The sequence below is a fragment of the Clostridium tyrobutyricum genome (assembly GCF_019144085.1).
Lineage (GTDB): Bacteria > Bacillota > Clostridia > Clostridiales > Clostridiaceae > Clostridium_B > Clostridium_B tyrobutyricum_A.
Window position 1 is genome coordinate 1 of sequence record NZ_JAHHUY010000011.1, and the last position, 21,736, is coordinate 21,736.

A 21,736-nucleotide genomic window follows, 5' to 3' on the forward strand; every position below is an offset into this window, starting at 1 on the left:
ATGATATTTGAAAGATTCTCAAAATTTTTCATATTGCAATATAGAATAGTATCTATATTTTGTATTGGGATCAACATATATTGGCTTGAACAGTCCTATTCTATCATAATATCTTAAAGTCTCTGTAGTTACATTTCTAAGCCTGGCCAAATCTGTTATAGATATTCTATCTTTCATTAGATCATTCCTTTATACATTTAAATATATTACTATTTTATCAAAAAAGAAAGCATTAATATAGTATTTAACCACCTATATTAATGCTATACTTCTAAACTAGCATTTTAATCCTAATATAACTTGTAAATCTTCATCAGGAGTTGATACTGGCTTGATTTTAAATTTATCTATTAATATTTGTAGAATATCCGGTGTTATAAAAGCCGGAAGTGTTGGTCCAAGTCTAATATCCTTTATGCCAAGAGATAAAAGCGTGAGTAGTACACTTACTGCTTTTTGCTCATACCATGATAAAATTATAGATAAAGGTAAATCATTTACTCCACAATTAAATGCATCTGCAAGAGCTAATGCAATTTTTATGGCTCCGTATGTATCATTACATTGACCCACATCTAAAACCCTTGGAAAATCTCCAATCTTACCTAAATCCAATTTATTAAATCTATATTTGCCACAAGCAAGAGTTAATATTATTGTATCATTTGGTGTCTTTTGTGCTATTTCACTAAAATAATTTCTGCCAGGTCTAGCACCATCACATCCACCAATTAGAAAGAAATGCTTTATAGATCCGCTTTTCACAGCTTCTACAATTTTATCGGCATTACTTAAAACTGCATTATGACCAAAACCTACCGTTATTTTCTTTTCAAGTTCATCTTCTGTAAACCCTCCAAGTTCAAGGGACTTACTTATTATTAAGCTGAAATCTTTTTTCCCATTTACTTCTTTTATATGAGAAATATCAGGCCAGCCTACAACACTTGTAGTAAAAATTCTATCCTTGTATGAATCTCTAGGTTTTTGGAGACAATTCGTAGTCATAAGTATACATCCTGGAACTCCATCAAACTCCTTTTGCTGATCCTGCCATGCTCCACCAAAATTTCCCACAAGATTAGGATATTTCTTTAATTCAGGATAACCATGTGCTGGAAGCATTTCTCCATGTGTATATATATTTATTCCTTTATCCTTGGTCTGTTCAAGTAAATCCTTTAAATCTTTCAAATCATGACCGGAGACAATTATAAAGGGTCCTTTTTTCTTTGTTATAGACACCTCTGTAGGTACTGGATTTCCAAAAGATTCTGTATTGGCTTTATCCAAAAGTTCAATACACTTCAAATTTACCTGACCGAACTCCATATTTAAATTAAACAAATCTTCTGCTGTAAGTTTATCGTCAATTACTGAGGAAAATCCTTTATAAAAAAACTTATTTACATTACCATCCTGATATCCAAGTACATATGCATGATGAGCATATGCTCCCATACCTTTCATACCATATACAAGTGTTTCCCTTAGAGAACGTATATCAGCATCCACAGTTTGATCATACATTATTCCTGCCCTTTTTGAGTCCTCAAGCATTTGCTCCTTGGTATCAGGAAGTTGATATTTTACTATATCAGGTACTTTTCCAATAAGCCATCCAGCTTGTTTTTTTAAGTCATCCTTAATATCTTGTGCTTTCTTTAAATATTGAACAAATCTTTCCGGATCAAAGTTTACATTGGTAAGAGTTGAAAATGCAGCATCAATCATAAATTTGTCAATTTCATTGCTTATCTTTTTTCCTTTTTCAATCAATCTCTGTCCATAAAATCCTATCCCTTTAAGTTCATATATAAGTAAATCTTGCAGTGCAGCTACTTCTGAACTTTTACCACAATTTCCTGCTTTAGTACAGCCTTTACCTCCTATAGTCTGTTCACATTGGAAGCAAAACATAGAATTTTCCATATGGGTTCACCCTTTCATTTGTAAAATAAAAAATACTACATATATCTCAATGTAGTATTCTTCATGTTATGAATTTTATTCAAGTTAAGCTTAAAATCAATTAATATTTACTTCTTCAAATCTATTCTAAATTTCAAATCATTCCTTATATTTATATTATCAAAAAAACTTGTACTTCCTATAAAATACATTTTGTTTTTATCAAGCATGGGAAACTCCAGAGTATAGTCTACAGAATTACTGTTGCTTCTCTTGACCTCATTAATCTCTGCTTTAGGGGTAATTACATTTTTTTTATCATCTTTTATATACAACTCCCTAGCCTGACTATACGGTACTAAACCTTCGGCAGTATATTTTACAATCGTTTTATTACCCTCACTTACAATCTCTTTAATTACAAGCTTTCCTACTTTACTTTGAATAATCTCAATAGGGTATTTTCCATCTATAGGTTTTAAATTGCCACCATGAATTTTAGATATTTCTAATTGATAAGGTATAACTGTTAAGTACCTGGGAATGTAATTTAATCTAGCTAAATTTCTATTAAACTGAAATACATTTCCATCATCACTTTTTTGCATCATACTATATTCTATTATTTGTTTCCCCTTATCATCAAATATAAACCAATAAACAGGTAAATCGGAGTTAGATTCCTTTTTTGTAAACTTTCCATCTCCTAATATATAAGTACCAATGGGACTTATACTTACTTTTCTTATATTTATATCTTCTTCTGGAAGTTTTGCAAAAGTATTTGGTTCAAATACAGCAGTTTTTCTGGATATATCTTCTCGCGACACATTAAAATCCAGCTTCCAACTTCCCTTAACTCCATATATTTCTTTTACATCTAGATTTATATTAAAAGTATTGCTCAAATTTTTATCAGATATATTTATATCATCATAAGAAAGATACGTATGTTTATCTAAATACTTTCCCGTACCTCCTGAACCACTTGCAGGACTAAATTGACCATTTATTTTTAAATAAGTACCTAGAAACAATGGCATTGCATTTTTTTTTCTTCTAGACATATCTACCAAATCTCTGATATCATCTTTGCTAGTTAAAGTATAAGCTACTTCTAAAGTATTATCATCACATATGATTTCTTTTACTTTTAAAGTTATCCCATTGTCAGTTGCACTGTTTTCCAGCTGTTTAGAATATTTTTTATAGTCACCATCAATTCCTTCTTTGTCCTTAAGATTTTGAATAATAGAATTTATTACTGGAATGTTCTTTGCAAAAGTAGGTACAGTAAAACAAATAGAAATTAATATTATACAAGCTACTGCCGCTATTTTATATTTTTTCTTTGAATTTTTGTCAACTATATTTTTCATTAATTTTTTTCTCAATTGTCTCTTTCTAAAATCATCTAGTCTTATATCCATTTCATCTTTATAATTACCATTACTTTCTACATAGTTCAATAAATTAAGTATATCTTTTTCACTAAAATCATCTTTATTCATTTATACAACCTCCTTTTTTCAAAAAAGCAAGTTTCTCTTTTAATATTTTTCTTCCTCTTGTAAGTCTATTGTCTATTACACTTCTATTAACTCCCATTGATTCTGCAATATCAATTATATCTTCCTGTATTAAATATCTTCTTATGAATATTTCTCTATCTAGTTTTTTTAATTGACCTATTGCCTTTATAACTTCATTCTTATTTTCTTTAGACACTAAAATATCTTCAACCTGTTCTTTAGAAGAAAATACATAATCTTCTATACAATCTATATTTTTTGATTTAATTATCTTTTTCTTATAATTTATAGCTTTATATTTAGCTATAGTCATAAGCCAATTTTTAAAATTTCCCTTTTCATTATCAAAGTTATCTATATTGTTCCAAACACACATAAAACTATCATTGATACATTCATCTATATAGCTGGAGTACTCTAAAGAACCAAATACCCTATATACCACTCTATATACTGTATCTGCATACATATTAAATATATATTCTAGGGCCTTGGGATTTCTATGCTTTAATTTATTTAAAAAGTTGTTTTCATTTATGCCCAATCTTTTCCTCCTTGCATATGTTTTTTATTTTAAAGAGCTCTTCATATATTAATACAAAAACTAAACACTATTTCTATCAATATTTTATAAATTTTTATAAAAAATAATAAGGCATAAATACCAAAATAGCATTTATGCCTTATTATTTAAAAATATTACAATTAACAATTAGCCTTTTCATTTGCTTTTTCTTCAATTAATATAGCGAGATCATTTGCCATACTATCTATTTCAGATTGAATCTTACCTTCAAGCATTACCCTGACAAGAGGTTCTGTACCAGATGGCCTTATAAGGACTCTTCCGCATCCATCCAATTTTTCTTCCATCTTCTTAATTTCCATCATTATTTCTTCATCTTCAGTATATATATTCTTTCTATCATTTGGAACTTTAGCATTTACCAGTACTTGAGGAAGTTCCTTTACAAAAGATGCAAGTTGAGACAGAGTTTTACCTCTTTGTTTTACTATAGCTGCAGTTTGTATAGCTGTAATCAATCCATCTCCAGTTGTATTATAGTCAAGCATTATTATATGGCCTGACTGCTCTCCTCCTAATACATAACCGCTCTTTTTCATCTCTTCAAGTACATATCTGTCTCCAACTTTGGTCTTTACAGTTTTTATTTCCTCTTTATTTAATGCTATATCCAATCCAAGATTACTCATAACTGTAACTACTACAGAATCTTTATTCAGTTTTCCCTTATCCCTTAAATACTTGCCAATTACAGCAATTATAAAATCTCCACTTATAAGGTTGCCTCTTTCATCTACAGCAAGACACCTGTCTGCATCTCCATCAAAAGCAAAACCAATGTCACATTTTTTATTTACAACATACTCCATGAGTTCTTTACAATGTGTAGATCCACAATTCTTATTTATATTTACTCCATCTGGATCATTATTTATAACATAAACATTTGCTCCTAATTCTTTAAAAGCCTTGACTGATGTTACAGAAGATGCCCCATTTGCACAATCAAGTGCTACCTTAAGACCTGTTAAATCTATATCTATAGTAGATTTAGCAAATTCTATATAATCAGTTAATGCTTTATGAGATTTTATTGTCTTTCTTCCTATCTCACCACCTATAGGCATTTCTATTCCTGAAAATTCACTTTCAATAGCTGCCTGTATCTTATCTTCTAACTGGTCTGGAAGTTTATAACCTTGTCTATTGAAAAATTTAATTCCATTATATTCTACTGGATTATGTGATGCTGATATTACAACTCCAGCATCTGCTTTGTACTTTCTAGTGAGATATGCAATAGCAGGAGTTGGTATCACTCCAACACATATGGCTTTTGCACCTACAGAAAGTATACCTGAAACAAGTGCATTTTCAAGCATATCTCCAGATATTCTTGTATCCATTCCTACGAGTATTTTTGGACTTTTAGTACCTTCTGTAAGTACACAAGCACCTGCTTTACCAAGTTTATATGCTAATTCACAAGTCAATTCTTTATTTGCTATTCCTCTTACGCCATCAGTTCCAAACATTCTATGCATAAAATAATACCTCTCTTATTAAAAATGTTATTATTAAAACAAAATACACATGTTATATTATATTATACTAAAAAAATTTGTACAATCTTATTTATTTAAATGGTCTGTATTTACAAATTATTTTTTCAGCTATCTTTATGCCATCCACTGCAGCAGATATTATTCCTCCTGCAAAACCAGCCCCTTCACCACATGGATAAACTCCCTCTGCAGATATACTTTCCAGATTTTCATTTCTTGATATTCTAACGGGAGCTGAGGTTCTAGTTTCTATACCTGTTATAACTCCATTACCGTTTGAAAAGTTTTGTATCTTTCTTTCAAAATTTATAAATCCATCTTTCAGTGCATCTGAAACTGCCTTTGGAAGACATTTTCTTAAATCTCTGAATTCATATCCAGGTCTATAACTAGGTTCAACATCTCCAAGTTCGGTAGATACCTTATCATCTAAAAAATCCCTGATCAACTGTACTGGAGCCATATAATTGCCTCCTCCAAGTTTATAAGCAAGTTCTTCATAATGTCTTTGGAATTCTATACCACTTAAAGGTAAATCACTTCCAAAATCATCTTTTCCTACTGTTACTACTACAGCAGAATTTGCATTTTTGGCATCTCTTTTATAGTTACTCATTCCATTTATAGCCAATCTACCATTCTCTGAAGATGCAGCTACTACTTTCCCGCCAGGACACATACAGAAACTATATACACCTCTTCCATCTTTACTTCTTGATGTAAGTCTATAATCAGAAGCTTTTAAATTAGGATGCTCTGCATATTTCCCGTATTGATTTATATCTATCATATGTTGAAGATGTTCTACGCGCACCCCAATTGCAAATGGCTTTTGTTCCATAAATATACCACTTTCAAACAACATTTCATATGTATCCCTCGAACTATGACCCATAGCTAAAACTAAGTCATCACAAGGTATTATATCATCTCCTGCTTTAATAGATTTAATTTTTTTATCTTTTATATTTATATCTTTAAATCTAGTATTAAATAATATTTTTCCGCCTTGATCCTCTATTTTATTTCGTATGTTTTTTACTACCTTCTTTAGTATGTCAGTACCTACATGAGGTTTCCCACTATATAATATTTCTTTAGGCGCTCCACATTCCACAAATGTTTCAAGAACAACTTTACATCTCTCATCCTTTATTCTGGTAGTAAGCTTTCCATCTGAAAATGTACCTGCTCCACCTTCCCCAAATTGTATATTTGATTCAGTATTCAAATTCCCGGTTTTATGAAATAATTCTACAGTATTAGTTCTATCCTCTACCTTTTCTCCTCTTTCCAATATAATAGGTTTATAACCATATTTAGATAAAATAAGACCTGCAAACATCCCTGCTGGTCCCATTCCAACTATTACAGGTCTATTACTCATATGTTGAGTTCCAAATTCAATGGGTTTAACAGTATTTTCTTTTTTTAGTATTACATCTCTATCATTAATTTTAGATACTATTTTTTCTTCATTTTTTAAATTAACTTCTACAATGTAATTAAATTTTATCTTATTCTTTCTACGCGCATCTATTGATTCTCTTAAAATCTTAAAGTTTTTCAGATCATCCTCTTTTAACCTTAATTTTTTAGCAGCTTTTTTCCTTAAATCATCTTTATCTTCATCTAAATGTAAAGTTAAATTATTTATTCTGATTGACATTTTCATCCTCCGATACTTTTTTTCTAACAGTAACTTTAACAGTCTGTGGGGTTTTGGATACTAAAGTAACTCCTTTTGGCAGATTCACATTCAATTCAGCATCTTTTTGACCTTCAACTGCAGATTTTAAATCCACAAAACAATTTATATCATCCTTAGTTAAATTATTTATAATCTCACTATTGCCATATACTATAATAGTAGCATTGTTATTTTCAATATCTGCTGTATAATTCTCATTTAAATTGTTCGCTTTTATTTGAGAATTAAAAGTTTTCTCAGAATTTCGTTGATTAGCCGTCTTATCATCACTAGTACTTTTAGAATCATTAATATTAATATTGACATTTACATATCCATTGCTATTAACTAGTTTGACTTTGTCCGGTATAACCAATTTTGCATTTATGGTCCTATTGCTTGAAATATTGCTTAAATCAATAGGCTCAGTATCCAAACTACTTATATCCGATATAATACCTGCATCTCCTGATATATCTACTTTATCAGGAGATGCCAACATGGATTCAATATTAGTCTGTCCTAATGGCTTTCCAGTAGTTTTAATACTTATAGGTACGTTTTTTGTATTTTTTACTGGGATATTTACTTTAACAGTTTTAGGACTTATATTAACATTTTTTATTACATTACCATTTGAATCCTCCGCTTGCAAGACTACATTTACAGTTGTATCTTTAGAAATATTCTTTATATCATATCTTGCCGTTATTCTGTCTACATCATATACATAATTAGAAGCACCTGAAACTTCTGCCTGTTTTATCTGCATAGCAGCATTTGATACAAACAACCCATTTTTAGTCTCACCATTTATTAAAAGTCTTATAGGAAGCGTTCTTTTTACAAGTCTATCTAATTTTATACTTATCCATAGATTCTGGTTATTTACTATACTGACATCATTTGGACTTTTTACAACTTTTACAGGTATGTTATTATCTCCCTTTTTCATTACATAAGATTTCAAGTCACATTCTATCTTAAAGTCATCAGCTTTAACCGAAAATACATCTGATGCATTTCCCTTTATTTCTAAAGCTACTGAAGAGTTTTTATCATCTATTTTTACAAAATTTGATTGGGCAAGTACATCTTTGTTTACTATTTTCACAGGTACTACAATTTTTCTCTGTCTAACAGGATTTTCTACATTAAATATGTAAAGCCACAATACAAATGATGCAATAACACAACATACTCTTATTAGGATTTGGTTTTGTGAAATTTTTGTTTCCATTTATTCACCTTCTCCCTAAAACCATTTCTCTTCTCCGATCTATTTTTCATTATACGAATCAACAGATTTTTCAATCTTTCTTTCGTATATTCTCTTGTAATTCTTCCATGTACAGCAAGTGATATGGTTCCAGTTTCTTCAGATACAATTATAACGAGAGCATCTGAATTCTCTGACATGCCAATTGCCGCTCTATGTCTTGTTCCAAGTTTTCTATTTAAACTATTATTATGTGTAAGTGGTAGAAAACAACCTGCAGACACTATCCTGTCATTTCTTATTATGGTAGCTCCATCATGAAGTGGTGTATTTACTACAAATATATTTTCTAAAAGTGCAGAAGATACCACAGCATCCAATTTGGTACCTGTTTTTATTATATCTTCAAGTCCTGTAACTTGTTCTATTACTATAAGTGCTCCGGTCTTGCTTTTAGATAAATTTTCTACTGCATTTACAATTTCATCTATAAGCTTTTTTATAGCCTTTTCATCTTGCATAATATGTTTATCTATAAATGTAGTCCTTCCCAAATGCTCAAGTGCACTTCTAATTTCTGGCTGAAATATGATGACAATTGAAAGAACTCCTATAGTTAAAGTCTTGGTAAGTATCCAGTTAAGCATAGTTAAATTAAAAAAACTACTTATAGGTATTAAAAATATTAAAAGTATTATTCCTTTCAAGAGCTGCTCTGCTCTCGTTTCTTTCATAAGCATATAGCCCTTATATAATATATAAGATACAACAAGTATATCCATTACAGAGGAGACATTTATATATCTCACCGAATTAACAACCATTTGCAATAATTCCATTTATTCCACCTCCTTTTATAATTAATATTCTAAATGAGTACACCTGTTTATAATTATACACTATTTAATATTGTTTATATCATGGCGGCTAAGTATTTCTAAATTTTTAATAAATTATATTAAAATTTGTATTTTTTTTTATAAAATGGACACAATATCATTAGCCTAAGTTTAACAAAAAAACGCGGGGAACCCAAAAAAAGACTATTGGGGTGAATCGTTATTTTACGTAGGTTATGCCTTTACCGAACCCGTCAGCTAACCCCGTAGGTAACAAGGAGAGGATAATTTGAGAAAATTTTTTTGTTTTGTAAGTTTACTATTGCTAATTTCAATTCCATTAGGAAATGTGTCAGCCAAAGATATAAGCAATAAAGATACTAGTCTTTTTAATGGAAATGAGGAAATAGTTCAAGTATTCAACTATTCAAATCAAAGATTATATATAACACAAAATGATGTAAATCTTATGGCAAAAGTAGTATATGCAGAAAGTAATGGTGAACCTTTTGAAGGGCAAGTTGCTGTGGCATCCGTCATATTAAACAGACTAACATATCCAAGATTTCCGAAAACTGTAGAAGGCGTTGTTAAACAGAGTGGTGCCTTTTCATGTGTTAGAAATGGAAATATAAATGTAGTACCTAGCCAAAGCAATTATAAGGCAGTATCTCAAGCATTAAAGGGGCAAGATCCAACAAATAAGGCAGTATTCTTCTATAACCCTAAAATTGCTACTTCAACTTGGATGAAAGATATAAATAAGCGAAATATAAGAACTATAGGAAATCACGTATTCTTTATAGCAGATTAAAACAAAAACAACTGTTACGAAATAAATTTTATTATCTTATTTTGAAACAGTTGTTTTTTACAATTTATTAGTACTTAATTTTTATTTGAATCTAAGTAAGAAACTGCGTTTAGTGCAGCCACCTGTCCCTGTCCAGCTGATTTAATATACTGATAAGGTCTGCCTGTACAATCTCCTGCTGCAAAACATCCTTTTATACTAGTTGCCATATTCAAATCAACTTTTATATGATTATTTTCCATTTCAAGTCCAGGCACAAGCTGACTTGGTGACACACTATCTTTTAGTACAAATACTCCATCCGTATCAATAGATCCATTCTTTAATATAACCTTTTCAACTTTTTCATTGCCTTGTATTTCTATAACTCTGTCCTCAATAATCTCTATATTATCTTTTAAATCCAATTCACCTTTATATACAGGTATGTAGTAGGTTTTCTCTGCAAGTTCACTTACATAATTTGCATCAGCTTCAGCTTCTTTATTATATCCTATAATAGTTACAATTTTTCCTTTATAAAGTGGAGCATCACATGTAGCACAATAGCCTACACCTTTTCCCAATAACTCCTCTTCTCCTTTTAAAGGTTTAGTGTATTCAATACCCGTTGCCAATATTACTGTTTTAGCCTCATACATTTTCCCATTTACGTCTAATGCAAAATAATCACCCATAGCATAAATAGTGTTTATTTTTTCATCAGTTACTGATATGTCCATGAATTCTAAGTGTTTTTTAAATTTTTCTTTAAATTCTTTTCCAGTTATGTTGTAAAATCCCAAATAGTTATTAACTATCGGAGCCTTCATAACTTTATTGCTTAGCTCTTTTATTCCAAATAGAATTATACTCTTATTTCTTATTTTTGCATTAATTGCAGCAGATAATCCTGCGGGACCACTTCCCACTATGGCTATATCATATCTTTCATTATTCATTTATATCACCCCAGTTACTATAGTAAAGTGACAAATTAACTTTTATACTAATTTGCCACTTTATACAATTCAATTATATCCAACATTTATATCCAACATTTATATAATTATATGTGTTTTTGTAATACTTGCTTTACAGCATCTTTAGGTTTAAAACCTACAAATTTATCTACTACATTTCCATCCTTAAATACTATTACAGTAGGAATGCTTGATACTTTAAATTGAGATGCCGTACTTGGATTTTCATCTACATTAACTTTGAAAAATTTAGCTTTTTCACCTAGTTCCTGAGAAACTTCATCCATTATAGGAGATAGCATCTTACATGGGCCACACCATGAAGCCCAAAAGTCTACAACTATAGGTGCTCCTGATTCACTAACTGATTGAGAAAAGTTTTCATCTTTTATTTCTTCTATCATTTTTTAGCCTCCTTATACCCAGTTAGGGTATCCTATTAATTACATTTTATACTCTATTATCTACCTAGTCAATATTTTGTGCAAGTTTCAATTGTTTACTATAGAATTTATTACAGAATTATTATATATAGAAGATGGATATTTATCTATTAGCTCTTGAGCATATGTCTTTGATTTTTGCTTATCTAAATCATTATAGATAAGTGAAAGCTTGTAAAGTACTGTTTCCTCATAATCTCCATCTGAATAGCTATTATCGTATTGTTTGTAATATTTTATAGCTTCCTCTATATTGCCCGACGACTCAAAAGTATTTGCAAGCATATAAATTACATCAGGATAAACATATGTATTTGGACCATACTTAGATGCTCTTAAAAAATACACTTCTGCATCTTTATAATTTTTATTGTTCAAGTAATCACAACCTGTTTTATAAAAATATTCAACTCCCTTTGAAACCAGCAGTTCTTGAGCTTTAGATAAAAGCACCTTATCATTTGTAGATAATTTTGCATCTTTAAACTTTTCTACTATATCGTATATGGCATTATAATTTTCATTATCGATATAATTTTTTAAGGTATCATACTTAAAATCTATATCTTGATTTTTATAAGTATTATTCTTCAAATCTTGCTTATTTTTATTATTAGTTTCAAATTTACTTATCTTTATATTGGATGTATTGATATTTTTATTTTTTAACTTGAAATAGCTTAATGACGATATTGAGATTATAAATACAATCATTAGAAAAATGCATACTATCTTTTTTGTATTAAATTTTCCTTTAGTAACATTTATATTATTTATAGTGCTGATACTATTTTGGGCCATCTTATTATTTATATCAATTTCCAAAACCTTGTCTAAATAATTAATAGTCTTACTATAATTCCCCTTTTTTATGTGACAAATAGCCAGATGATTATTTATATTGATTATGTTAAAATCACTTTCACTACATTTAGTTAATAAATCAATTGCTTTATTTATCTTCATGTTTTTAATTAATATTATTGACTCTCTATAAAACTTTAATCTTTCTAAGTCCCTACTTGAACTTTCCAAATATTTCTCTGAAACTCTGTCTTTATTAATTTCAGAGTTCATTTTCCATAATTTTTGACATGCATTAATATCACCTTTTAAATACATAATAAGGCCCTTAAGATTAATTGATGCTGCATTATTTATATTTAAGGATATGCTTTCTTCACATAACTCCAAAGCCTTATCTATATAGCCGTGATTATATTTTTTTAAGGCCTTAACATATATCCTCTGAGATTTATCCATATAAAAATACTCCTTATAACAACTAGTATTTAATTAATATACTAATTTATAGATTATCAATAAATCTAAACTTTTTCAATAGTATAAAAATAAATGGTCTAAATTAAAATTTAATTTAGACCATTTATAAATAAAATTAATTATTTTTGCATTATAAGTTGTTTTGCCTTTAACATTGAAGATGCACTCATAGAAAATTCATCAAGACCATACTTTACTAAAATAGGAATAGCCTTTTCATCTCCAGCCATTTCTCCACACATTCCGCACCATTTTCCAGCTTTATGGGCAGATGCTATAGTTAACTTTATAAGACTTAATACAGCTGGATGAAGTGGATTATATAAATAAGACACCTTTTCATTCATTCTGTCTGCAGCTAAAGTATATTGAATCAAATCATTAGTTCCTATACTAAAGAAATCAACATGTTTAGCTAATTCTTCTGAGTTTACAGCAGCTGCTGGTATCTCAACCATTATTCCTGTTTCTATATCATCACTATATTCTTTGCCTTCTTTTTTAAGTTCCTTTTTGCATTCACTAATTACATCTTTAGCTTGCAAAAATTCTTCAAGGGAAGATATCATAGGAAACATTATTTTTAAATTACCATAAATTGAAGCTCTAAGTAATGCTCTCAATTGAACCTTAAATATATCCGGTCTATCAAGACAAAGTCTTATAGCTCTATATCCCAAAAATGGATTCATCTCTTCTGGAAGAGGTAAATAAGATAATTTCTTATCTCCACCTATATCAAGAGTTCTTATAACTACTGGTTTACCTTCCATCTTTTGAAGAACTGTTTTATAAGATTCAAATTGCTCCTCTTCACTAGGCATATCATCTCTATCCATATATAAAAATTCAGTTCTAAATAAACCTATTGCATCTCCACCATTCGCTATAACTTGATCTACATCTTGAGATTTTCCTATATTTCCTGCAACTAAAACACGTTTTCCATCTTTAGTCACTGTCTCTACATCAATTAATTTCTTAAGTTGTTCTTTTTCCTCTTCATATTCTTGTTTTTTCTTTTCATATTCTGCTATAGTCTTTTCATCTGGATTTACTATAGCTATTCCTTCAATTCCATCTACAATTATTGTATCTCCATTTTTAACACAAGATGTTATATCCTTCATACCAACAACTGCGGGTATTTCCAAGGTTCTTGACATAATGGCACTATGTGAAGTTCTACCTCCTATATTAGTAAGAAAAGCTATTACCTTGTTTTTATCTAGTTGAGCAGTATCAGATGGTGTTAGATCATGAGCTACTATTACCGTATTTTTGTCTACATCGTCAAGACTTGAAATATTTCCAGTTAAATTAGCAAGTATTCTATGTCCTACATCTTTTATATCTGCTCCTCTTTCTCTTAAATACTCATCTTCCATAGCTGCAAAAGTAGCTGCATATGTTTTTACTACATCGGAAAGTGCTTTTTCTGCATTTATACTATTATTTTCAATTTCATTTTCTACTGCCCCTGCAAATTCTGGATCACCTAAAAGCATAATATGGCTATCAAATACTGCTGCCTTATCTGCTCCGACTTCTTTTTGTGCCTTTTCTTTTATCTTTTTTAACTGACTTTCTGAAGCATCAAGTGCTTTTTTTAATCTAGCCTTCTCTTCTTGTACATTTTCCACCTTTTTATCTGTTATCTTTATCTCTTTATCTTCTTTTAAAAATACTTTACCTATAGCATAACCTTTTGAAGCTGCAATACCCTTTTTCATTTATTTTCCTCCTTGTATGTTAAAAAGTCTTATATACTCTATTTAGAATTTAATATTTATGTAATACAGTCTTACTTACTTATCAAAGCAATTTTCATGCCAAATAAAGATACTATTAATTTCTTCATTAATGTAATTTTTATACCTAGTCAATATCTCTATTTGTCTAATAAAATAGAAAAAATAAAGTTTTTGATACTATTTTTTTACAAAACTTTCCTGATAAAAAATATCAACTATATTTGCAACTATTTATATATATGTGTACTATAGAATTTGAAACGCTGGATTTTATATCTTTCTTAGTGTAATATAATAGTTGATATTTTTTATCAACTATTATATTGCAATTGATACATTTTAGCATGGAGGTGACTATGTGTATAAAAATATTATTAAAGTTCCAATTCCAAATGGAATTCATACAAGAATTGCAGCAACAGTTGTTCACAGAGCAGTACAATTAAAGAATAAATATGGAATAAATTTATATATAAAAACTCTATCAGCAAAAGAACCTTTGGCAGTAAGCATGTTGGCCCTAGTTTCACTAAAAATAAGGGAAAATGAAGCAATTGAAGTATCTTGTTCCGAAGATACACCTAATGGAAAAATGGCAGTTAAAAAATTATGTGATTTTATAACTAAGGATCTTGTAAAAAATAATTTGGATATATCAAAGATAGATGACATAATAGAAGAAAATACTATAGCTTACGAACAAATAGTTGAAAACATACCGGTTGGTATTGTAGTAATAGATAAAAATGGGCGTATTACTACTATGAATGATTATGCTCTAAAAATAGCTAATAAATCTCTAAGTGAGGTTATAGGACGATTTATAAAAGACATAATTCCAACTTCTGATTTAACTAATGTATTAAAAATTATGAAGAGAAAAGTAGGAGAAACTCAGTACATAAATAATAACCTTGTAATTTCAAACAGGTCACCTATATTTTCAAACAATACAGTTATAGGGGCACTCGGTGTATTTCAAGACATATCTGATCTTGTAGGTATAAAAGAGTTAAATGAACGATTTAAAAAAATATTGGAAGCCTCTCATGAATTAATTTGTTTTGTAGATGACAGACGAATTATAAGCTATATAAATCCAGCTTATGAAAAACATTATAAAGTAAAAAGTGAGGACATAGTAGGAAAAGACTTGCTAGATATTTCACCAAACGGAATCAGAATAAAAGTATTCAATTCAAAAAATACAATTAAAGATATAGTTTATCATAAAGATAATAAAACTATAGTTTCTACTGTAGCTCCTATATTTGCAGATGGAAAGTTCAAAGGAGTAATCTCTATATCAAGAACCGCTGATGAACTAAAAGATCTCTTAAATAAATTAAGAGAATCAGAAGAGAAATTAAATTTTTATAAAGAAGAACTAAATAGACATAATAAAATAAGTGGATCTTTTGATTCAATAATAGGATATAGCAGTTCTCTTAGAGAATGTCTTATAATTGCAGAAAAGGCATCTAAATCTACCTCTACAGTATTAATTAGAGGAGAAAGTGGAACCGGAAAAGAACTTATTGCAAAAGCAATTCACACTAATAGTAATAGAAAGAATGAACCCTTTGTAAGAATAAATTGTGCTGCTATACCAGAAAATTTATTTGAAAGTGAATTATTTGGATATGAAAAAGGTGCTTTCACCGGTGCTTTAAAAAACAAACCTGGAAAATTCACATTAGCCAATAAAGGTACTATATTTTTAGATGAAATAGGTGATATGCCTGTATCAATGCAAGTAAAACTTTTAAGGGTACTTCAAGAAAGGGAATTTGAAAGCGTAGGAGGGCTTACCACACATAAAGTTGATGTAAGAATAATAGCTGCTACAAATAAAGATCTGGAGGAAATGTTAAAGACCAATAAATTTAGAGAGGATCTATACTATAGATTGAATGTAATAAATATACTGCTTCCCCCATTGAGAAATAGAAAAGAAGATATAAATTTATTAGTTGAACATTTTATAAAAAAACTAAATAAGAGATTAAATAAAAATATTCAGGGAATTGGTAAAAATCTTTTAACCTATCTTCAAGAATATCGATGGCCTGGAAATATAAGAGAATTAGAAAATATAGTAGAAAGAGCTATGAATATGTGTGATGGAAATATTATAAAATCTAAAGATCTTCCTTTCTATATAAAAAGTGAAAATTCAGAACAGGAGAGCCTTATAAATTTAAAAGATGGAAATTTAGCTACAATACAGGAATATGAAAAGGAAATTATAACAAAAGCAATGGAAAAGTATAAAAGTTATAATAAAACAGGTAAAATTTTAGGTTTAACTCACCGTACAATTTCTTTAAAATGTAAAAAATATGGAATAAATGTAAGTGACACCCAGTAATTTGGGTGTCAAAATTTTAGTTGAACAGCTGTTGAAATTCCTTGGAATTTTTAACAGGATCAAAATCTTTTTCATTTTTGGCAGTATCTTTTATTTCGGGTGACATGTCCAATGCAATTTTCAAATACTTAACCGTATTTGTTACATCCCCACGTCTACCATAAATACTGGCTTTTCCATAATAACTCCATACATATTTCTCTATGGTAAGATCTTTATCATACCATAATAAAGCCTGATCATATTTTCCATATAACTCATAAGTAAGTGCCTTATTGAATTTGGCATATCCATAATTTGAATTTAATTCAATAGACTTATCTATATTTTCCATTCCTTTTTCAAAATTTCCACTATAGCTCAATGCTATTCCTTTTATATTATAAGCCTTATAAAAGTTTTTATCTTCAATAATAATCTCATCAGCTTTTTTTATACAATTCGAATATTGCTTATTTCTAAACATTTCTTCTGCTTCTTTATATTTTTGATTTAATTTTTTACTTTTTTCATTCTCATAATATTTCAAATTAGATTTAGTAGTACTATTCTCTTTTACAATTTGATCATTCATATTATTGTAATTATACTTTCTATTATAAATTATCTTATTTACAGCTATTATTATTACAATAATACTTAATATGTAAAATATTATCGACTTAGTTTTTAAAGAAAATCTACCTTTAAATCTCATTTACATTATCTCCTATATGAAATTAAATCATTTGCTATTTTTAAGATATTCCTCTAATCTGGCAATAATATTATTCCTTATGTCCCTAGAAGTATGTTTTTCAGTTCTTGCACATATATCAGCATCTTCATTACATATATAGCAATTTTTAGACTTTAATCCTATATCTCTTCTAGTAACTATATTTCCATCAGTATCATAAACATCTATATACATACATTTTCCAATACTGCTACCTTCTTCTATTCTTACTGTTTCCCTTTTTATATAATTTACATCTTCATTTACAATAATGGTCAATATGGGCCCTTCTGCCGTTACTCTTAAATTTTTATACATAATTTTATTTTTAAACTTATCCACTAGTACAGGACCTAATTCTTTCATTATTTCAAAGGCTATACAATCATTTTTATGCGATCCTGGATAACTTACTCTTGCAGAAATAAGTGATGCAAAATAATCCTTTATAAGCCATTCCTGTTTATGTATTCTATCCTGCCTAGCCTTCATCATATCATCTTGAGTATAATTTTCTGAGAGCATAGATTCTAAGCCATTGTAATTTTTAGATATACATTTGATATATATATCCCTTATTAATTCCTGTTTACTTTCATCATTATCTATCATACTTATATCCATATTTTAACTAGAAGAATTAAACAATTAATATCTTCAAAATATTCTCCCTTCCATAATTTAGACTATGAATTAATATTATTTATTATTAACATACATATTCATTATTATACTTTTTACTTTAAATTCCTGCAATAATATTATTCTTTATAAATATTCTGGAAATACTTTTTTCTTCCAAGCTCATACAAATTATTTCCCTTTGAATCAATAACCACAATAGCGGGAAAGTCCTTAACCTTCAATTTTCTTATTGCCTCAGATCCTAAGTCCTCATAAGCTACAACTTCTGAGCTTACTATGGATTTACTGATTAATGCACCAGCTCCACCTATCGCTCCAAAATAAACCGCTTTATTTTTCTTCATAGATTCTATAACCTCAGAAGATCTTATTCCTTTTCCAATCATACCTCTTAATCCTAAGTCCAAAAGCCTTGGTGCAAAACTATCCATTCTATAACTAGTAGTAGGACCTGCTGATCCAATTGGACTTCCCGGCTTTGCTGGAGTTGGACCTACATAATATATTATCTCATCTGTTATATTTATGGGAAGACTCTGTTTCCTATCTAATAAATCTATTAATCTTTTGTGTGCTGCATCTCTTGCAGTATATATTATTCCTGAAATAAGTACACTATCTCCTGCATTCAACTCCGCTACTTTTTGTTTTGTAAGTGGAGTTTCTAATTTTTTATTCATATGAACAATCTCCTTGTAATATTTAAAGTTCAATTTTTTTGTGTCTCGTAACATGACAATTTATATTTACTGCTACTGGGAGTCCTGCTATATGAGTCGGATATGTTTCAATATTCACTGCCAAAGCAGTAGTACGGCCACCAAAACCTTGAGGTCCTATTCCTAAAGAATTTACCTTTTCTAAGAGTTCTATCTCTAAGTTTGAATAAAATTCATCACTGTTTCTTTGATTTAAGGGTCTTATAAGTGCTCTTTTAGCAAGACTTGCAACTTTATCAAAGTTACCTCCTATACCTATACCAACAACTATCGGTGGACAGGGATTAGGGCCAGCATCTTTTACTACTTCAATTACAAATTTTTTAACTCCATCTATTCCATCAGATGGTTTTAACATCTTTATTTGACTCATGTTTTCTGAACCAAAACCTTTAGGTGCAGCCATTATGGTTAACTTATCTCCTGGAATTATATTATAATTTATTATAGCTGGAGTATTATCACCTGTATTTATTCTCCTAATAGGGTCTTTAACTACTGATTTTCTAAGATATCCTTCTTCATATCCCTGCTTTACTCCCTCATTTATTGCTTTCTCTATACTTCCACCTACAATATGAACTTCTTGTCCAATTTCTATAAAAATACATGCCATTCCAGTATCCTGACATATAGGAACATTTTCATTCTTAGCTATATTTGCATTATCTAATATTTTATTAAGTATATTCTTAGCAATTGGCCAATCCTCTGACATTTCTGATTCAATTATTTTATCTTTTACATCTTTTGAAAGATAATAATTAGATTCAATGCATAATTTTTTTACTGCTTTTGTTATATCTTTAACATCTATATCTCTCATTATGAAATATTCTCCTTTGTATTAACTCTTATACTTTAATTCTACTATCTTAGATTTCAATGATTTCACAGAATCATCATCTAAATTATATAGGAATTTTAATATAATTTTACTATTATGTATATTATCCTTTACATTCTTATATCTACCAGGAGATGTTATTACAACATCTGAATTATCTATAATTTTTTTTAATTTATTCTGATTGATTGTATTGGTATATTCAATATCTATATTCCCAAGTCCGGCTCTTTCAAGTGCTCCACGAGCCTTAAACATAAATTCATTAGAAATACATACAAATGCAAATTTAGTTTTTTCAGGATAGCGTGCAATTTTGACTATAGTCTCCAAATCAACATTTATTGCTACTCCTATTACTTCTTTTTTAAATTCTTTAATAAGATGTGTAACTTCATTTACATGATTAAAAGTTGCTATTACAACCTGACTACTCTCCAATATATTCTTAGTATTATTATTTAAATTTTTTAAATCATTAATTGTAAGTGGTATGACATTTATATCAGTACTTTCCATAAGTTGTCTACTAAACATCTTTGATTGTTCAATATTACATTCTACATATATTGCATTGATCTTACTCATAATTTTTCTTTTTTCTTTGATTCTTTTAGTTATAATTTCTAAAAATTCAGATGAATCTATTCCTATTTCGAGTGCTTCTTCAAAAGCAAGATCTATAAATTTTGCTATTTTTTGCTCTACATTTTGTATTTTCCATGGATTTGCATCTTCTGCTACAAAAGTACCGCGTCCTTGATATGATTTCAAAACGCCTTCTTGTTCAAGCTCGTTATATGCGGTACTTATAGTATTTCTACTTACTTTTAATAAATTAGATAACTCTCTCTCTGTAGGCATTTTATTGCCAACTTTTAAAATATTATTTTTTATTAAATACATTATCTGCTTTTTTAACTGTATATAAAGTGGAATATTTGTATCCTTATTTAATTTTATATCTATTTTAACCACCTCAGGGTTCATTTGATTAATAACTATGCAAACTAATAGTATCATAATCAGCAAGGTAGATGCAATAAACTAAACTCTAATGAGAATTTAGTTCGGAGTACTATAGTAATCATCTATAGAATTTGAGAGTGAGTTAGCTATACTATCTTGATATTTATCAGATATTAACTTTTCTCTTTCTCTATCATTTGATAAAAAACCACATTCAACTATTACAGATGGCATAGTATCATTTTCTCTAAGTATTTTATATGAATTCAATGCTGCTTTTTCCTGTCTATTATTATCCTTGTCTAAATCTTGTTTCAAATTATTTTGCAATATTTTTGCAAACATTTTACTGTTATCATTTTTAGAATACCATACTTGAGCTCCATAATATTTTGATTGGGGAAACATATTTAAATGTATACTGATAAACATATTACATTTGGTATCCTTTTTCATCTTTGCTCTATTATTTAAGTCTTCTAATTTCTTTTTTCTTATTCTTCCATTTTCAGTATACAATCCAGTATCATTTTCTCTTGTCATAACAATTTTATATCCACGTTTCTTTAAATTATCCTTTAATTTATTGCTAATTTTTAAGTTTATATCTTTTTCCTTAATACCATCTTTACTTTCAGCGCCACCATCTAGTCCTCCATGACCCGGATCAATTAATATAATTATATCCTTTTTCTTGTTTAGAGAATTAGAGTAAACTATATTTTGAAAAAACGCCAAAAATAATCCACATATGATCATAGTAACAAATATCTTTTTATTAAATTTTTTCATAATATATTATCACTCCTATAAATTATCATTCCATATTATTTTGGCTTTTGTATATAAATAATATACAAAAGGCAAAAAGATTTATATAAATCTTTTTGCCTTTTATCAGATTCAATAATAATTTATAAGTAGCATT

Annotated in this window: 20 protein-coding genes and 1 riboswitch; of the genes, 2 read left to right on the forward strand and 18 right to left on the reverse strand. The window is 29.0% G+C overall.

What is annotated here, in order from left to right; all coding sequences use genetic code 11:
- Positions 1-18: 18 nt before the first annotated feature.
- The 8 genes from KM800_RS06620 to cdaA form a co-directional block, all read right to left on the reverse strand.
- A complete protein-coding gene (locus KM800_RS06620; protein WP_303396671.1) occupies positions 19-177 on the reverse strand; it encodes a MerR family DNA-binding transcriptional regulator in 159 nt (52 codons plus the stop codon).
- 99 nt (positions 178-276) lie between these two features.
- Entirely contained in the window at positions 277-1,932 is a 1,656-nt protein-coding gene (gene hcp / locus KM800_RS06625) for a hydroxylamine reductase (protein ID WP_217812391.1), read from the reverse strand.
- Between the two features lie 107 nt (positions 1,933-2,039).
- A complete protein-coding gene (locus tag KM800_RS06630) occupies positions 2,040-3,422 on the reverse strand; it encodes a DUF4179 domain-containing protein (protein ID WP_217812392.1) in 1,383 nt (460 codons plus the stop codon).
- Positions 3,415-3,987, reverse strand: a complete 573-nt coding sequence (locus KM800_RS06635) for a sigma-70 family RNA polymerase sigma factor (RefSeq protein WP_039657807.1) — start codon at positions 3,985-3,987, stop codon at positions 3,415-3,417. The genes KM800_RS06630 and KM800_RS06635 overlap by 8 nt, the downstream gene beginning before the upstream one ends.
- Before the next feature lie 161 nt (positions 3,988-4,148).
- On the reverse strand, positions 4,149-5,513 hold the full coding sequence (glmM, locus tag KM800_RS06640; RefSeq protein WP_217812393.1) for a phosphoglucosamine mutase: 1,365 nt from the start codon (positions 5,511-5,513) through the stop codon (positions 4,149-4,151).
- A gap of 91 nt (positions 5,514-5,604) precedes the next feature.
- Complete coding sequence (locus KM800_RS06645; RefSeq protein WP_217812394.1) at positions 5,605-7,203, reverse strand: NAD(P)/FAD-dependent oxidoreductase; 1,599 nt, start codon at positions 7,201-7,203, stop codon at positions 5,605-5,607.
- Positions 7,184-8,464 (reverse strand): YbbR-like domain-containing protein, encoded by a 1,281-nt coding sequence (locus KM800_RS06650; protein WP_217812395.1) that lies wholly within the window; start codon positions 8,462-8,464, stop codon positions 7,184-7,186. The genes KM800_RS06645 and KM800_RS06650 overlap by 20 nt, the downstream gene beginning before the upstream one ends.
- Entirely contained in the window at positions 8,431-9,282 is an 852-nt protein-coding gene (gene cdaA, locus KM800_RS06655) for a diadenylate cyclase CdaA (protein WP_217812396.1), read from the reverse strand. The genes KM800_RS06650 and cdaA overlap by 34 nt, the downstream gene beginning before the upstream one ends.
- 152 nt (positions 9,283-9,434) lie before the next feature.
- Positions 9,435-9,570, forward strand: a riboswitch (cyclic di-AMP (ydaO/yuaA leader).
- A 1-nt stretch (position 9,571) separates the two neighbouring features.
- Between cdaA and KM800_RS06660 the strand changes: the two genes are divergently transcribed.
- Positions 9,572-10,096: a cell wall hydrolase gene (locus KM800_RS06660; protein WP_217812397.1), complete on the forward strand. Its 525-nt coding sequence runs from the start codon at positions 9,572-9,574 to the stop codon at positions 10,094-10,096.
- 74 nt (positions 10,097-10,170) lie between these two features.
- Here KM800_RS06660 and KM800_RS06665 read toward each other — a convergent pair whose 3' ends face one another.
- The 4 genes from KM800_RS06665 to ptsP all read right to left on the reverse strand — a co-directional run bounded on the left by KM800_RS06665 (position 10,171) and on the right by ptsP (position 14,518).
- Positions 10,171-11,037 (reverse strand): NAD(P)/FAD-dependent oxidoreductase, encoded by an 867-nt coding sequence (locus tag KM800_RS06665; RefSeq protein WP_217812398.1) that lies wholly within the window; start codon positions 11,035-11,037, stop codon positions 10,171-10,173.
- 107 nt (positions 11,038-11,144) lie between these two features.
- Positions 11,145-11,462 carry a thioredoxin gene (gene trxA / locus KM800_RS06670; RefSeq protein ID WP_217812399.1) on the reverse strand — a complete coding sequence of 106 codons (318 nt, stop codon included), beginning with the start codon at positions 11,460-11,462 and terminating at the stop codon, positions 11,145-11,147.
- Between the two features lie 87 nt (positions 11,463-11,549).
- Positions 11,550-12,764, reverse strand: coding sequence for a tetratricopeptide repeat protein (locus KM800_RS06675; RefSeq protein WP_217812400.1), 1,215 nt, complete (start codon positions 12,762-12,764; stop codon positions 11,550-11,552).
- A 140-nt stretch (positions 12,765-12,904) separates the two neighbouring features.
- Positions 12,905-14,518: a phosphoenolpyruvate--protein phosphotransferase gene (gene ptsP, locus KM800_RS06680; RefSeq protein ID WP_217812401.1), complete on the reverse strand. Its 1,614-nt coding sequence runs from the start codon at positions 14,516-14,518 to the stop codon at positions 12,905-12,907.
- Between the two features lie 379 nt (positions 14,519-14,897).
- Here ptsP and KM800_RS06685 point away from each other — a divergent pair, with 379 nt between their 5' ends.
- On the forward strand, positions 14,898-16,910 hold the full coding sequence (locus tag KM800_RS06685; protein WP_217812402.1) for a sigma 54-interacting transcriptional regulator: 2,013 nt from the start codon (positions 14,898-14,900) through the stop codon (positions 16,908-16,910).
- A gap of 16 nt (positions 16,911-16,926) precedes the next feature.
- On the opposite strand, the gene KM800_RS06690 is transcribed toward KM800_RS06685, so the two are convergent.
- The 6 genes from KM800_RS06690 to cwlD form a co-directional block, all read right to left on the reverse strand.
- Positions 16,927-17,607, reverse strand: coding sequence for a tetratricopeptide repeat protein (locus KM800_RS06690; protein ID WP_217812403.1), 681 nt, complete (start codon positions 17,605-17,607; stop codon positions 16,927-16,929).
- A gap of 27 nt (positions 17,608-17,634) precedes the next feature.
- On the reverse strand, positions 17,635-18,240 hold the full coding sequence (gene citX / locus KM800_RS06695; RefSeq protein ID WP_217812404.1) for a citrate lyase holo-[acyl-carrier protein] synthase: 606 nt from the start codon (positions 18,238-18,240) through the stop codon (positions 17,635-17,637).
- A 149-nt stretch (positions 18,241-18,389) separates the two neighbouring features.
- A complete protein-coding gene (locus KM800_RS06700) occupies positions 18,390-18,953 on the reverse strand; it encodes a Fe-S-containing hydro-lyase (protein ID WP_217812405.1) in 564 nt (187 codons plus the stop codon).
- Positions 18,954-18,975: 22 nt separating this feature from the next.
- Complete coding sequence (locus tag KM800_RS06705; RefSeq protein WP_217812406.1) at positions 18,976-19,818, reverse strand: fumarate hydratase; 843 nt, start codon at positions 19,816-19,818, stop codon at positions 18,976-18,978.
- A gap of 21 nt (positions 19,819-19,839) precedes the next feature.
- Positions 19,840-20,862, reverse strand: a complete 1,023-nt coding sequence (locus KM800_RS06710) for a GntR family transcriptional regulator (RefSeq protein WP_217812407.1) — start codon at positions 20,860-20,862, stop codon at positions 19,840-19,842.
- A 42-nt stretch (positions 20,863-20,904) separates the two neighbouring features.
- The gene (gene cwlD, locus KM800_RS06715) at positions 20,905-21,600 is read right to left on the reverse strand and encodes an N-acetylmuramoyl-L-alanine amidase CwlD (protein ID WP_217812408.1); all 696 of its coding nucleotides are present in this window, start codon (positions 21,598-21,600) and stop codon (positions 20,905-20,907) included.
- Positions 21,601-21,736: the final 136 nt, after the last annotated feature.

Bases quoted from the DNA above. Each gene is read 5' to 3' on its own strand.
- KM800_RS06620 (WP_303396671.1), bottom strand. From the start codon at position 177: ATGAAAGATAGAATATCTATAACAGATTTGGCCAGGCTTAGAAATGTA.
- hcp (WP_217812391.1), bottom strand. From the start codon at position 1,932: ATGGAAAATTCTATGTTTTGCTTCCAATGTGAACAGACTATAGGAGGT.
- KM800_RS06630 (WP_217812392.1), bottom strand. From the start codon at position 3,422: ATGAATAAAGATGATTTTAGTGAAAAAGATATACTTAATTTATTGAAC.
- glmM (WP_217812393.1), bottom strand. From the start codon at position 5,513: ATGCATAGAATGTTTGGAACTGATGGCGTAAGAGGAATAGCAAATAAA.
- KM800_RS06645 (WP_217812394.1), bottom strand. From the start codon at position 7,203: ATGTCAATCAGAATAAATAATTTAACTTTACATTTAGATGAAGATAAA.
- KM800_RS06650 (WP_217812395.1), bottom strand. From the start codon at position 8,464: ATGGAAACAAAAATTTCACAAAACCAAATCCTAATAAGAGTATGTTGT.
- cdaA (WP_217812396.1), bottom strand. From the start codon at position 9,282: ATGGAATTATTGCAAATGGTTGTTAATTCGGTGAGATATATAAATGTC.
- KM800_RS06665 (WP_217812398.1), bottom strand. From the start codon at position 11,037: ATGAATAATGAAAGATATGATATAGCCATAGTGGGAAGTGGTCCCGCA.
- trxA (WP_217812399.1), bottom strand. From the start codon at position 11,462: ATGATAGAAGAAATAAAAGATGAAAACTTTTCTCAATCAGTTAGTGAA.
- KM800_RS06675 (WP_217812400.1), bottom strand. From the start codon at position 12,764: ATGGATAAATCTCAGAGGATATATGTTAAGGCCTTAAAAAAATATAAT.
- ptsP (WP_217812401.1), bottom strand. From the start codon at position 14,518: ATGAAAAAGGGTATTGCAGCTTCAAAAGGTTATGCTATAGGTAAAGTA.
- KM800_RS06690 (WP_217812403.1), bottom strand. From the start codon at position 17,607: ATGAGATTTAAAGGTAGATTTTCTTTAAAAACTAAGTCGATAATATTT.
- citX (WP_217812404.1), bottom strand. From the start codon at position 18,240: ATGATAGATAATGATGAAAGTAAACAGGAATTAATAAGGGATATATAT.
- KM800_RS06700 (WP_217812405.1), bottom strand. From the start codon at position 18,953: ATGAATAAAAAATTAGAAACTCCACTTACAAAACAAAAAGTAGCGGAG.
- KM800_RS06705 (WP_217812406.1), bottom strand. From the start codon at position 19,818: ATGAGAGATATAGATGTTAAAGATATAACAAAAGCAGTAAAAAAATTA.
- KM800_RS06710 (WP_217812407.1), bottom strand. From the start codon at position 20,862: ATGATACTATTAGTTTGCATAGTTATTAATCAAATGAACCCTGAGGTG.
- cwlD (WP_217812408.1), bottom strand. From the start codon at position 21,600: ATGAAAAAATTTAATAAAAAGATATTTGTTACTATGATCATATGTGGA.